Here is a 13,378-nt window from a genome sequence, read left to right as displayed (position 1 = left end):
TTGAGGAAGGAGGCCGAAGCCTTGAGTCCAGCATGGGAAGAAGAAGCGCAGTGGATCTGGCATCCAGATTGGACTGCTGAGGATGAGAACGGCACGGGGAAATTTGTTTATTTTCGCAAAACGTTCGAATTGGATCGTTGCGGCGATCAGTGCACGATTCGGATTTCCGCGGACAGCCGGTATCGCTTGTTTCTGAATGGAAAGCTGATCGGCAGAGGGCCGTGCAAAGGGGATCGTTTTACCTGGTATTATGATTCCATTGATGTTCACAATGAGCTAGTCAAAGGGACCAACGTGCTAGCCGTTCAAGTATTGCGGTATCCCTATGCGGGAGGAGGAAACGAGTCCGTATGGCGCACGCGGTTGCCGGGGCTATATGTGCATGCAGCGGTCTTTGATGAGGCTAAGCGTGAGATCACCCGGGCACATAGCGATGAATCTTGGCTCTGTCTGAAGGATGAAGCGATCGTTCTTTCACAAGGGGTTTATACGCAGTTTCTTGGCATTACGGAATCCGTTAATGGCTGCAAACGGCCTTTCGGCTGGACGGAGACCGACTATGCGGCGAAGGATTGGATTCAAGCCGTACCCTATACCTTCGATATCAAACACGGTACATTGAAACCGTGGGAATTGCGGGAACGTCCGATTCCGTTCTTATATGAGAAGCTGCAAAGGTTCACGGGAGTCTCGCGTCTTCAATCATCCGGCCATGCGACCGGTTGGCAACTGTTGTTAAGCAACGATCAACCGTTGGTCCTGCCGGAGAACACAAGCACGGTCGTAGATATTGATGCGGGCGAATTGACGACCGGATATCCGGAACTGTTGTTAAGCGGCGGGAAGGATTCCGAGATCCGGTTCATCTGCTCGGAATGCTATGAGAATGAACCGGTGGAGATTCCTTGGCTGCGCGACAAGGGAGACCGGACAGATAGCGCCCACGGCGATTTGTACGGGGATGCGGATGTGTACAGACCCGCGGGAATCGGCATGGGCTCCCCGGGTTTAACGGAACATTACGAACCGTTCTGGTTTCGGACGTTTCGTTATATCCGCTTGGAAATCCGAACGGGGGCGGAGCCGTTGACCCTGCACCGGTTCACTTACAGGGAAACCGGGTATCCGCTGGAGGTCAAGGCTTCCTACCAATCCTCCGACCCAAGTGAAGCGAAGTTATGGGACATCAGCGTTCGCACGTTAAGACGCTGTATGCATGAGACCTACGAGGATTGTCCGTACTACGAGCAGCTGCAATATGTGATGGATACGCGGTCGCAAATCCTGTTCACCTATTACTTATCCGGGGACGATCGATTAGCCCGGAGAACGTTGTTTGATTTTCATAGCTCGCTTCTTCCAGAAGGGTTAACGCAATCGAGATATCCTTCCATGACGCCACAGGTTATACCGGGTTTCTCGTTGTACTGGATCATGATGCTTTATGACCATATGATGTTCGCGGGTGACAGGGAACTGGTTAAGCGGTATTTGCCGGGTGTTGACGCGGTACTGGGTTATTTTCACCGGTTAAGGGATGACCGCGGTTTGGTTGGAGCTATCAACCCGAGATATTGGTCGTTTGTCGATTGGGCGGATCGCTGGAAGGAAGATTTCGGTGTGCCCGAAGCGGCCAAGGACGGACCTTTGACCGTCTATAATTTGATGTATACGTATGCGCTCGGGTTGGCGGCGGAACTGGCGGCTTATGTGGGTAGGGCAGGTCTGTCCGCGGAGTACCGCGATCGTGCGCAGCAAATGCGTGAGGCGGTGAGAGCCCACTGCAGGTCATCAACGCTGAACGGGGTGTACACCGATGGTCCTGGAATCGAATTGTTCAGTCAGCATGCCCAGATCTGGGCGGTGCTCAGCCAAACGATGACGGGAGAAGAGGCCAGACAGGCCATGAAAATCTCGCTGGATAATCCGGCTTTTGTGCCCTGCTCGTTTGCGATGGCTTTCTATTTGTTCCGCGCCTTGGCCGAAGTGGACTTGTACGAAGAGGTTTACGATTTGCTTGAACCGTGGAGGGGGATGGCAGGACAAAACTTGACGACCTGGATGGAAGACACGGTCAGCCAGCGCAGTGATTGCCACGCCTGGGGCTCGGTTCCCGTTTATGAGTATGCCGCGGAGACGCTTGGCGTGAAGGCGGCGGCTCCCCGGTTCGGCGAAATCGTCATGCAGCCCCGAATAGGCAAACTGAACCGTGCTGCCGGACGGGTGATGACTTCGCAGGGGGCCGTCGATGTGGCATGGCGGCTGGAACAGTCGCAGTTTCATTTATACGCCAAATGGCCGGAGCATGTCCCCTGCACGTTCCGATTGCCTGACGGGCAATCGGTCCGGATCGAGTCCGGAGGGGAATACACTACCGTGATCAAGATGCCGGACATAACGGACACTCGCGGACAAGGAGGCCTTGATGATCAACCCTGAGGTTTGCCACCTGTCAGGCGCATATTGGATTAAACCGTCAAGAGAGGCCTATGAACAAAAGGGACTGACGCCGGAGCTGAAGGAAAACCGATTCATCTATTATCGGTTAGTTGTTCATCTGGACGAACCTGAATCTCTGGAGTTGTCGATCAGTGCAAACAGTCGATACCGCCTCTGGATCAACGGCCGGCCCGTACTTTCCGGTCCCTGCAGGGGAGACCGCTGGCGGCACTATTATGAGACGATTGACGTCGCCCCTTATCTAAAGGCCGGACTTAATATTTTTGCCGTTCAAGTATGGTCGCTGAATACGTACATGATCAATGATCCGAAACGAAGCGAACAGCCGTTGTTTACGATTGCCTCGTTGCCTGTGGGCCCGAGACTCGCGGTAAGCGGTCTTTGCAAGAATAGGGAAGGAGAGGTAACGGCAAATCTGGATACCGGGGTGGCGGAATGGCTTGTGTCCGTAGATGATGCAATTACTGTTCATTCGGACGAGGAGTACACGATATTCATGGGGGCGTTTGCGGAAAGGGTGCAGGCTGCTCGAATCCCTGAACAGTGGAAAAGCTCTCCAAACCCCGGCGGGAACTGGAGCCCGGCGGAAGTGGCGGAACCGTGTTTAGGCAGGGATGACGCTTATCCGCTGTTTATCGTGCCGCAACTTCCCCTTGTCAGACGACCTATTCCTCTGCTGTATGAGAAACATCGCGAGTTTGTCCGCGAGATGCCGATTCAGCAGACCGGTGTTTTCGCACTGAGTTTCGATCAACTGGCGGATCGGAACGGCACAGTGGAAGTACCGCCGTATACGACGGCCGTCATTGAGCTTGATGCGGGCGAATTGACGACGGGTTACCCTGCTTATCCGATGGATCAAGGCGGCGGTGCTTGCGTTACGATTCGATATGCGGAGCGATACTTTCAACCCGGGCACGAAAAGGCCAATACGGTTCGCGATGATGCCGTTAATGGCATGCTCAAAGGCTATGCGGACGTTTATTATCCGTCGGGAAGATCCGAGATCTATGAGCCGTTCTGGTTGAGGGCTTTCCGCTTTATTCAAATCGAAGTGCGAACGGCCGATCAGCCGCTGCTCCTTCAGCGCCCCTGGTTCAGAGAGAGCGCCTATCCGCTCGAAGCGAAATCGTTCGTAAGTTCACCGACGGCTTGGATCGATTCATTATGGCGGATCAGCCTTCGAACGTTGCAGTTGTGCATGCATGAGACTTATGAGGATTGTCCTTATTACGAGCAAATGCAGTTTATTATGGATACCCGGCTGCAGGCGCTGTTCACGTATAGCGTAGGGGGCGATACGGGACTTGTGCAGAAAGCTTTGGAGGATTTCCATAGCTCTTTGCTCCCGGAAGGAATTACGCAGGATCGGTTTCCAAGCGCGGTGGGGCAGATTATCCCGTCCTTTTCTCTACACTTTATATTTATGCTGCGCGATTATTATTGGCAAACCGGCGATCACAGGCTGGTTCGGCGTTACCGCCCTACTGTCGATACCATTTTGGAGTGGTTTGACCGGCGGATCGGCGTGAGCGGACTCATCGAACGAATCGGTTATTGGGAATATATCGACTGGGTGCCGGAATGGCAAGAAGGGGAGCCTTCCGCCTGTAAAACGGGGCCCTCAACGATCCATAACCTGATCTATGCCGCTGCGCTGCAGGCAGGAGCCGAGTTGAATGCGGCTACGGGACGCAGCCAGGTTGGTGAGGAATATAAAGATCGTTCGGATATCATTCTGGAGGCGGTTGAACGCTTATGCTGGTCCGAGGAAAAAGGGATGTACCGGGAGGGCCCCCAATTTGAGCAGTACAGCCAACATGCGCAACTATGGGCCGTACTTGCCGGTCTTTGCGAGGAAGAACGAGCCAAACGGGTCATGACTGCGGCTTTGGACGAACCGGGAGTGTTGAAGTGCTCCTTCTCTATGTCCTTCTTCTTGTTCCGGGCTTTGGAGAGGGCTGGACTGTACCATCGGACGATCGAACTTTTCAAACTGTGGAGCGACTTGCTGCCGCTTAACATCACGACGTTGCCCGAGACCCCCTGGGAGCCGCGCAGCGATTGTCATGCGTGGAGCGCCCTCCCGCTATATGAATTTACCCATTGTCTGCTCGGGGTAAGAGCCGCCAAACCAGGCTGGACAGAGCTGGTCATCGAGCCTGATCCGTTAAACCTGGAAGCGATGAGCGGAGAGGTGTATACCCCGACAGGCGTAGTATCGGTGGCCTGGAGTCGTAGCGGGGATACGTTCTCCATATGGGGGAAGGTACCTGCGGGAATCCCCTTTACCGTTCGCTGGTCCGGCAGAATTGAGCGTTATTATCCCAAGGGAGGCAACTTTTCCGAATCGGCTTTCCTATCATAGTATTCTGATTTTTGAAGGAGCAACTCTGACCAGGGGGGCTCCTTTTTATATTTGAGAATTCGGAGGTTTTAAGGTTCTGAAAACGGTTGCGAAATGTAATTAATTGAGGTATTGTTAAAAAAAATTATAGTTAAAATATCAATTAATAAAATCTTAGGGAACGAGGTGTTCTGATGAGACTGGCCAACAAAGTGGCAATCATTACCGGAGCCGCCGGTGGAATGGGCAAGGCGGACGCGTTGCTGTTCGCCAAGGAAGGTGCGAAGGTGGCAGTGACGGATATGCAGGAGGACAAACTTCAGGAGGTCGTGCGTGAGATCGTGGCGAACGGAGGCGAAGCGATCGGCTTCAAGCAAGATGTCGCTTCCGAAGAGGACTGGATTCGCGTAGCGACAGAAACGGTTGCGAAATTCGGCAAAATCGATATCCTGGTTAACAATGCGGGCGTGTCCGACTCGACGCCGTTTCTGGATCAGACGGTTGAAAACTGGGAGAAGATTATGTCGATCAATGTGACGAGCGTTTTCCTGGGCCAGAAGCATGTCATTCCGCACATGATCGAGGCAGGCGGCGGTTCAATCATTAACATTTCATCGATCGCGGGATTGACCGGCGGCAGCGGAACAGGTCCTTACACCGCCAGCAAAGGCGCAGTCCGCCTGCTGACAAAGGCGACCGCCGTAGATTATGCCAAGCATCATATTCGTGCGAATTCCATCCATCCCGGCTACATCGAAACTCCGATGACGGTCGATTTGCTCAAGGATGAGAACATGCGGCAATGGTTCCTATCCCAAACGCCGATACCGCGGCTGGGCAAGCCGGAGGATATCGCTAGCGGCGTCCTGTTCTTGGCTTCGGACGAATCCTCCTACATTACGGGGATAGAGTTGCCGATCGACGGCGGTTACTACGCAAAATAATTGCTTCTGGAACGAGCCGCCAGAATCACGAGTTAAGCGATCGATTCCATCCGTGGTCCACTGCGTCTATGAGCATATCGGCCAGGCGGCAGCCCTTCGCCAGTACATCGGCGGCATCAAACGGGGCAGGTCCAATCGGCGGGAACCAGTCCTCGGTTTCGTCTGTCGCGAACAGGAGGGCTGTCCCGTCAAGGGGGCTGTCTGGACGTAAATCATCGTACCCTTCCGACATGCCTGATTCCTCCGCGAGGGTCCGCAGATCGGGAGCATCCTCCCCTGCCGCTCCAACGGGTGCCGATGGAATGAGCGGAGCCTCTCCCGCCAGGAGAGGCTCCCATTGCTGTTCCCCGTGGGTTGAGACGTAATTCACCAGGACGGCCGCTTTCTCCATCCGCCGCAAGACGGCGCTTGCTTCATCGCCGAATCCCGAGACGACAAGCAGGCGCAAAGCGAGCAGCGAATTATGGAATCGGATCATCCCCTGCAGGCGGACATAGGCCTGAACGCTTTGCGGCACCGGCAGCTCTGTTAATACGGCTTCCAATCGCTCGGCGGATTGGTCCAAGCGATTAAGCAAGTCGGCATGGCGAAGTTCCATATCCAAGATCGTATCTTTGTTCCCATACACCGCATCTTCACCTCGACAGTTCCCAATCATTCTCCTGATGTTACTTTAAAAGATGAAACGCATTTCAGGTCAACCCCCTTCTTTTACATTGGCTTTGTTTGCGGTAAAGTGGTATTCAACAGGCCAAACTGCGTAACATTGGGGGAGGAGATTGAAAGTTATGGCCAATATCAAGGAGATCGCCAAGCTGGCAGGCGTGTCGGTCTCTACCGTATCCCGAGTCATTAACAATTACCCTTATGTCAGTCCGGACAAAAGAGAAGCGGTCAAGCAAGCCATGGAGGCGGCAAATTACGAGCGGAATATTAACGCCGTCCATTTAAGCCGCGGCAAAACCAATCTGATCGGGGTGGTCGTTCCTTCCATTCGTCGGCCGTATTACGGAATGCTCGTGGACGGCATCGCGGATGAAGCGATGAAGGACAACTACAAGCTGGTGTTCATCCAGACCGATTACGAGGTTGAACGGGAGTTGGATGCACTGATGATGCTGAAGCTGAAGCAGATCGACGGGCTGATTATCGGATCCAGAGCGTGCGAATGGGAGATTGTTGAGGAATATGCGAAATACGGCCCTATTACGGTGCTGGAGGACGGGCGGGGGCGGAACGTATCGTCGATCTTTTTCGATCATTACGACAGTTTTACCCGGGCGTTAACCTATCTGTGGGACAAAGGCCATCGTAAAATAGGGTATTGCCTTGCCCGTCAATCCAGTCCGAACAGCCTGAGGCGAACCGCTGCTTACCGGGACTTCCTTGCCGGCAAATTTCAGGCTCATCGTCCGGATTACGTCTTCTATGATTGCGCTCTGCTGGAAGACGGTGAATGGATCATGGAGCGGTTGATCCGGATGGAGGATCCGCCGACCGCGATGCTGGTGACCAGCGATCAGGTGGCCGCCGGCATCTTGGCGTATTGTACGGAACACGGCATCCGAGTACCGGACGAGCTCGCCCTCGTTGGTTTCGATAATCAACCCATCGCCCAAATGTTGAATATTACGACGTTTGAAATTCCGCTGGAGGAGATCGGGCGGCAGCTGTTCCGTCAAATCCTGGAGGGAGAGCCGGCCCATTTGGAAATTCCGCTCCAGTTTGTCGAACGTTCAACGGTTTAGGCCGCCGCAGAAGAAGAAATTTACAATGCGCGCGGATGCGGCATGAGCATGCTCCGCCTCCGGTGGCGGAAATGGCACAGCTCCGTCAGACCCCTGTGCAGGAAGCTTGATCCAAGGGCTTTTTGTACAGGGGTCTTTTTTTGTCCGCTCGCGTTAGGGAGGGTTGGCGCATGTTTCCGGACAGGGACAGTCATACTATCAGAAAGGAAAGGAGGCTGGTATGGGTGACGGCAGGAGAGATGAGTTTTTATTTTCTGCTGTATGCATTATTTGGCTGGCTGCTCGAAAATGTGTACAGCCTGTTTACGCAAGGCGTCTTCTGGAAAGAGGGATTTCTGAAGGGCCCGTTCAAGCCGATGTACGGCGTAGCCCCGCTGCTCTTGCTGCTGTTCGTCCAGGAAGGACTCGGTGATCGGCCGCTGCTCACCGCGATAGGGTGCCTGATGATTCCGACCGTTGTCGAAGCGGTCAGTGGCTATTTACTGCTGACTCTGTTCGGACGGAGATGGTGGGATTATTCAGGGCTGCGCTTTCAGTTGAGCGGCCATGTCTGCCTGCGGTTCTCGTTATATTGGGGCATTCTGTCGGCCCTGATGCTGAAGCTCTTGCACCCGCTGGCGGAACAGGCGTATCACCAGGTCTCAACGGTGTGGACCGTGGCTGGCCCCGCGCTGCTGTTGTTATTTGCAGCCGATCTGGCGTGGACCTGCCTCACGCGGCGGAGAGAGTTTCGCGGAAGCTTGATCTAAAGTCCAGGTATATCGCTGAGTAAAGGAGGAAGCCAGATTTGTTGACTTTGAGGAACCCGGTTCGAGGGTTGACGGCTCTGGTCGCCGCTTCGTGTGCGGCGGCGTTGCTGCTGACGGCGCCAGGCAGCGGACAAGCTGCAGCGCTGATCGGCGCCCCGGAAGAAGCCATCGGGCCAAGAGGAGCTGAAGGGCAGAAGGCGGAGGCAATTGCGGATCTCAGCCGACAGTTGCCTTCCCGGAAGCTGGCGGTGATCATCGACGATTTAGGCAATCGGATGGACGGTACGGATGAAATTCTGGAGCTCCCGGTGAAGTTAACCGTGGCGGTCATGCCCTTCCTGGAAACAACGCAGGAGGATGCCCGCCGGGCACATGAACGGGGGCATGACGTGATCGTTCATTTGCCGATGGAGCCCAAGCAGGGAAGACCGGAGTGGCTGGGGCCCGGGGCGATCCTCTCCAGGATGACGGACGAGGAGATCCGCCAAAGGGTGGAAGCCGCCATAGATCAGGTGCCTTATGCCATCGGCATGAACAACCATATGGGTTCGAAGGTGACTGGGGATGAGCGCGTGATGTCGGTCATATTGGACGTATGCCGGGATCGTGGACTGTTCTTCGTGGACAGCAAAACCAACTATTGGTCCGTGATTCCGCGGTTAAGTCAGGAAAAAGGACTGCCCCGGATAGAGAACGACATTTTTCTGGATGATGTGGGCAGCGTAGAGCATGTCTCCGGTCAACTGCGGCAAGTTCTGCAATTGCTGAAGGAAAACAAACGGACCAGCTGCGTAACCATCGGGCATGTGGGCGTGCAAGGTAAGAAAACGGCGGCCGCCTTGAAGCTGAATATTCCCATGCTGCAGGCGGAAGGCGTGAGCTTCATCGGCATCGGCGAATTGGCGCGGGAACAAATCAGTCCCGGCGTGCAGCCGGGACCCGGGTTCACATTACCGTAAAGTATTCGGCGATGCCGCGGTACAACGCTTCGGCAATTCTCTGTTGACCGCGCCTGTTCGTGAGAATGGCGCGGTCTTCCGCATTGCTCAGAAATCCCATCTCCACAATGACAGCAGGGCAATCGATATGGTTTAACAGATAAAACGGCTTGCCCAGTTCAGGCAACCGGGTGGTGCCCTGCTGATAGAACCGTTCCAGCGACTGCTGGATCGCAGCGGCGAGCACCGCGCTTCGGCCTTCATTCTGATGGAGAACGAGCGGCCCTCGTTTCGTGTTGTTCCGCCCCCAATTGACATGCAGGCTGACCACGATCGAAGCGGGCAGCTGTTCACTGAGCTCCTTGCGCTGCGCCAAGTCCCGCATGTGCCGCGAGCGGCTTTGCAGCCAGCGATTATCGTCGCTTAAGGCATAATCGCCTGTCCGGTTGAGAATCGCGCGGTAGCCGTGGCTTCGCAGGACGACGTAGAGCCGGCGTCCGATTTCGAGATTGATGTCCTTCTCGAGTATTTGTTCATAAGACGTTCCTCCGTCAATTCCGCCATGGCCGGCATCGATCAAGATCACCGGCTCCGGGAAGGCATGCCTGAGGTCTTTGCCTCCATCGGCTGAAGCCGGGGGGATCCCAATTCCCGGAACCAAGGCAATCGACATCACTAAGGCGATCAGACATCGTGTAATTTTTCGCATTTGTCTCACCTTTCAGGCTAATCTCCCCTATAGAGTGAACCTGCGGCGGGAAAAACATGCATCAGCGGATCTGCGGATCCCCGCAAGCTGCTTGCTGGTTTAGGACGCGGGAATCCGGCGCAAACTAGAGATAACGAAGAGCGAATTCAATCCGGAAAGGAGCCAATCGAAATGGCCAAAGGGGACGAATTGGTCAAATACATCACCGAACGGGTGGTGGATTACGTGGAGACACCGCGGGAAGTCCGCCGAGAGCGGTCCAAGGTGAAGGAGCCATGGAGCCGGAGATGGTTCGGCATGATTCCGTTCTCCATCTCCCTGTGGGCCGGTCAGCTTCCCAAGCCGAAGAAGAAAGAAGCCCGCAGCAAAGAACATTCCCGATCTCGCGGAGTATAACCTGACCGAGTCCATCAAGCAAACCGCCGTTTTCTGACCCGAGAGGGGAGGACGGCGGTTTTTTAGGTGTGCCTTCCGCCATCATTTGCCGCGCGCCGCCGCATGGGCCAACTCGACCAGCAGGTGAACGCCTTCCCGAATCCGGGCCTCGTTCATGAACGAATAGCTGAGCCGGATCCAGTCGGTCATTTCCCCCAAGGGATCGCAGATCGTTCCGGGAACGAAGGTCAATTCGCGGCGGATGCTCTCGGTGAGAAGACGGTTTGCGTCTAAACCGTCCGGGAGGCGCACCCACAAATTGAGTCCGCCCTGCGGGCGGTACCATTGCCAGCCGGGGCCGGCGGCGAGCGCTTGTTCCATGACGTCCCGGCGAATCTGCAGCGCCGTACGGAGCTTCTCCAGGTGCTGCTGCAGCCGTACCGACTCGAAGCAATGCTGGAACAACTTCTGGTTTACGAGCGGCGTGCCGTTGTCGGCCAGCGATTTGGCAGTCAGCAGCGGGGTCATCGCGGCCGGTCGCGCGGCAACGGCGCAAATGCGGAGGCCGGGTGCCAAGTACTTGCTGAAGCTGCGCAAATAGACGACCCAGCCTTCCGTATCGTAGGAATAGAGCGGAGGAGGCGGCGGCACGTCAAAATAAACATCGTGGACCGCATCGTCTTCGACGATCAGGCAGCCGGAGCGCTCGGCCAGCTCCACCAGCCGCTTGCGTTGGGCCGCCGGCACCGTATGCCCCGTCGGGTTATGGAACGTCGGATTCATATAAAACATCCGGGGTTTATAGCGTTTCATGTAAGCCTCCACGAGGTCAAGGTCATACCCGTCCCGATGAATCTCTACAGGCAGAAGGCGGGCTCCCTGCTGACGGAAGCAGTCGAGCGCCGAGCTGTAGGTGGGGCGTTCGACCAGGACGTAATCCATGGGTCGCAGGAATACGCCGGCCAGCAGGTCGATCGCTTGTTGGCCGCCGGTTGTGATCAGCAGCTCGTCGGAGGAGACCTGAAGCTTGTTCTTCCGCTGCAAATCCTGACAAAGGAGCTCGCGCAGCTCCTCGTCTCCCTGGACGGAGGAGTAAGTCCCCAGCAGCTTGGGATAACGGTCGAATACCTGCTTCACGTGATCCGACAGGAACAGGTTCGGCAGCAGATTCGGATCGATAAGCGCTTGAGAGAACGAGTAAACGGCCGGGATGCGGTGGATCTCGCTCAAGGTATTCTGCAGACGTCCGAACCCGTGCCGAGCTGCGGGGGTTGACGCATTTCCGTTAGGTTCCGCTGCGGTCAGAACGGAAATCGCGGGTCTCGCGCCTTCGAGCCCGGCGGGGTCATCCTGCGGCTTGTGATCGGACACGTAATAACCGGACTTTTCCTTGACATACACCACACCTTGTTCCTTCAATAATCCGTAAGCCCGGAATACCGTTAACCGGTGGAGCTGGAGTTCGCCAGCCAATGCCCGCACGGAGGGCAGCTTCTCGTGCGCCTTCCAGTCCCCCCGGCGAATCCGATCCAAAACATAATGATACGCTTGCGTATAGCGAAGCCTCCCGGAGTCAGCCGGTCCCGATATGGAGCTCATCGCGCTCCCTCCTTCCAACATGGATTCATTTTACGCTAAAAAAGTCAACATCTGTTCTGCTCCCGCAAATCTGTTCTGTCCTCTTTCCTGTATGATACAGTTCAATAGGCGAAAGGGGAAGCTCTAGGATGATTGTGGTTAACTATTTGATCGTATGTCTCGTATTCGGCACCACTTTTTTAGCGATAAAAATCGGGGTGGACCATGCGGCCCCTCCGTTTTTTTCGGCGGGTCTCCGTTTTATGACTGCCGGCGTGGTTCTGTTCCTGTGGATGGTCTGGAGAAAGAAGGCGGATTTGTCCTTGCTGCTGCGCAAGGAAATGCTGGTGACGGGAGCTTTGCTGACCTTTGGGACGTTCGCGTCTCTGTATTGGGCGGAGCAATATGTAACCTCCGGCATTGCCGCGGTATTATCGGCTACGGGACCGCTGATGATTCTGCTGCTCCAGATGATCGTGCTGCGGCAGAAAGCATCTGGACGCGCTGTCCTGGGGATCATCATTGGTTTGGCCGGCGTCCTGCTGCTCGTCATGCCCAACATGACTTCGGTGCAGGCGGGTCCCCGCTGGGTCATCGGTTGTGCGGTGATCTTGACCGGAGAGTTGTTTTATTCGGTTGGCGCTCTATATACGAAACGAGTCACCCAGCGCTACGCCGAGGTATCGCCGATTGCGCTGAACGCGGTGCAAATGATTTATGGAGGTTTGCTGCTATTCCTCCTGTCGGCCTTCACGGAGCGGGTGGAGGCCGCGAACCTGCTGCAGCCGGCCGCATTAGGTTCGCTGGTCTATCTGACCGTGGCGGGTTCAATGGTGGGGCACAGCCTGTTCTATTGGCTGGTGGCCAAGACCAACCCGGTGTTCCCGTCGACCTGGCTGTACGTATCGCCGCTGATCGCGATGATGATCGGTGTGTGGTTCTACGGGGAAACGGCCGGATGGTTTGCGGTGCTGGGCGGAGTCACGATCATCGCCGGCACGGTGTTGACCAATCTGGATAGTTTGCGTCAAATGCTCCGCAGACCGACACGCTTGACGACTCGGGCGGCTGCTGCGAGCGAAGCGGGTTCGGCGACGGGTCCAAAGGTTCGATAGGCAAAATACAGCAAAGGCGAGTCCCAGGGGATATCCCAGGGGCTCGCCTTTGGATTTATGGAGCTAGAAGGTGACGAACTTGCCGCTCTCCATCAGCGCGTCCAACGCGATCAACCGAATGGCGGTGTCGGTGCCGGTCACGACGTAAACGGCTTCGGCTCCTGCGGATGGGGCTGCCGAAGGGCCGCCCTTTGTCCAGGTTTGGTAGCCGTAGACCGGAAGAGGGAAGGAATAAGTGCGTTCGGCGCCGGAAGCTGCGTAAACGAGCTGCCGGCTGGTTGTCAGCTTGCCGATGAAGGCGTCCTGCTTCAGCGTCAAAGGCTTGGCCGTCATCCATAACAGGTTGTCGTAGGGATCGAAGCGGGATGACGTATAGACGATCGGGGCGGGCGATAACGGGGCGCGGCTGCCTGCG

The 13,378-nt window shown here is 55.7% G+C and carries 12 protein-coding genes; 8 read left to right on the top strand and 4 right to left on the bottom strand.

All coding sequences use genetic code 11. The annotated features are described in order from the left end of the window. Positions 1-21 precede the first annotated feature (21 nt). The 3 genes from BN3795_RS18870 (at position 22) to BN3795_RS18860 (ending at position 5,751) form a co-directional block, all read left to right on the top strand. Positions 22-2,439 (top strand): alpha-L-rhamnosidase-related protein, encoded by a 2,418-nt coding sequence (locus tag BN3795_RS18870; RefSeq protein WP_068786250.1) that lies wholly within the window; start codon positions 22-24, stop codon positions 2,437-2,439. After that, positions 2,426-4,828: an alpha-L-rhamnosidase-related protein gene (locus BN3795_RS18865; RefSeq protein WP_068786249.1), complete on the top strand. Its 2,403-nt coding sequence runs from the start codon at positions 2,426-2,428 to the stop codon at positions 4,826-4,828. Before BN3795_RS18870 ends, BN3795_RS18865 begins: the two co-directional genes overlap by 14 nt. 170 nt (positions 4,829-4,998) lie before the next feature. After that, the gene (locus BN3795_RS18860) at positions 4,999-5,751 is read left to right on the top strand and encodes an SDR family NAD(P)-dependent oxidoreductase (RefSeq protein ID WP_068786248.1); all 753 of its coding nucleotides are present in this window, start codon (positions 4,999-5,001) and stop codon (positions 5,749-5,751) included. 25 nt (positions 5,752-5,776) lie between these two features. Here BN3795_RS18860 and BN3795_RS18855 read toward each other — a convergent pair whose 3' ends face one another. Next, positions 5,777-6,379 carry a hypothetical protein gene (locus BN3795_RS18855; RefSeq protein ID WP_198524770.1) on the bottom strand — a complete coding sequence of 201 codons (603 nt, stop codon included), beginning with the start codon at positions 6,377-6,379 and terminating at the stop codon, positions 5,777-5,779. 160 nt (positions 6,380-6,539) lie between these two features. Here BN3795_RS18855 and BN3795_RS18850 point away from each other — a divergent pair, with 160 nt between their 5' ends. From BN3795_RS18850 to BN3795_RS18840, 3 genes are all read left to right on the top strand, one after another. Further along, positions 6,540-7,499, top strand: a complete 960-nt coding sequence (locus tag BN3795_RS18850) for a LacI family DNA-binding transcriptional regulator (protein WP_068786246.1) — start codon at positions 6,540-6,542, stop codon at positions 7,497-7,499. Between the two features lie 224 nt (positions 7,500-7,723). Beyond that, a complete protein-coding gene (locus BN3795_RS18845) occupies positions 7,724-8,248 on the top strand; it encodes a putative ABC transporter permease (RefSeq protein ID WP_068786245.1) in 525 nt (174 codons plus the stop codon). A 38-nt stretch (positions 8,249-8,286) separates the two neighbouring features. Then, positions 8,287-9,207 carry a divergent polysaccharide deacetylase family protein gene (locus BN3795_RS18840; protein ID WP_068786244.1) on the top strand — a complete coding sequence of 307 codons (921 nt, stop codon included), beginning with the start codon at positions 8,287-8,289 and terminating at the stop codon, positions 9,205-9,207. On the opposite strand, the gene BN3795_RS18835 is transcribed toward BN3795_RS18840, so the two are convergent. Continuing rightward, positions 9,194-9,895, bottom strand: a complete 702-nt coding sequence (locus BN3795_RS18835; protein ID WP_068786243.1) for an N-acetylmuramoyl-L-alanine amidase family protein — start codon at positions 9,893-9,895, stop codon at positions 9,194-9,196. The genes BN3795_RS18840 and BN3795_RS18835 overlap by 14 nt on opposite strands. Before the next feature lie 171 nt (positions 9,896-10,066). Here BN3795_RS18835 and BN3795_RS18830 point away from each other — a divergent pair, with 171 nt between their 5' ends. After that, on the top strand, positions 10,067-10,291 hold the full coding sequence (locus tag BN3795_RS18830) for a YqzE family protein (RefSeq protein WP_068786242.1): 225 nt from the start codon (positions 10,067-10,069) through the stop codon (positions 10,289-10,291). An 81-nt stretch (positions 10,292-10,372) separates the two neighbouring features. Here BN3795_RS18830 and BN3795_RS18825 read toward each other — a convergent pair whose 3' ends face one another. Next, positions 10,373-11,869: an aminotransferase-like domain-containing protein gene (locus BN3795_RS18825; protein WP_068786241.1), complete on the bottom strand. Its 1,497-nt coding sequence runs from the start codon at positions 11,867-11,869 to the stop codon at positions 10,373-10,375. A 128-nt stretch (positions 11,870-11,997) separates the two neighbouring features. Here BN3795_RS18825 and BN3795_RS18820 point away from each other — a divergent pair, with 128 nt between their 5' ends. After that, positions 11,998-12,963 carry a DMT family transporter gene (locus BN3795_RS18820; RefSeq protein WP_068786240.1) on the top strand — a complete coding sequence of 322 codons (966 nt, stop codon included), beginning with the start codon at positions 11,998-12,000 and terminating at the stop codon, positions 12,961-12,963. Between the two features lie 63 nt (positions 12,964-13,026). Here the strand turns inward: BN3795_RS18820 and BN3795_RS18815 are convergent. Beyond that, positions 13,027-13,378, bottom strand: a 352-nt coding sequence (locus BN3795_RS18815; protein WP_198524769.1) for a hypothetical protein, incomplete at its 5' end; no start/stop codon positions are given.

The sequence above is a fragment of the Paenibacillus phocaeensis genome, from assembly GCF_900021165.1.
GTDB lineage: Bacteria > Bacillota > Bacilli > Paenibacillales > Paenibacillaceae > Fontibacillus > Fontibacillus phocaensis.
This window is presented reverse-complemented; position numbering and strand designations above follow the sequence as displayed.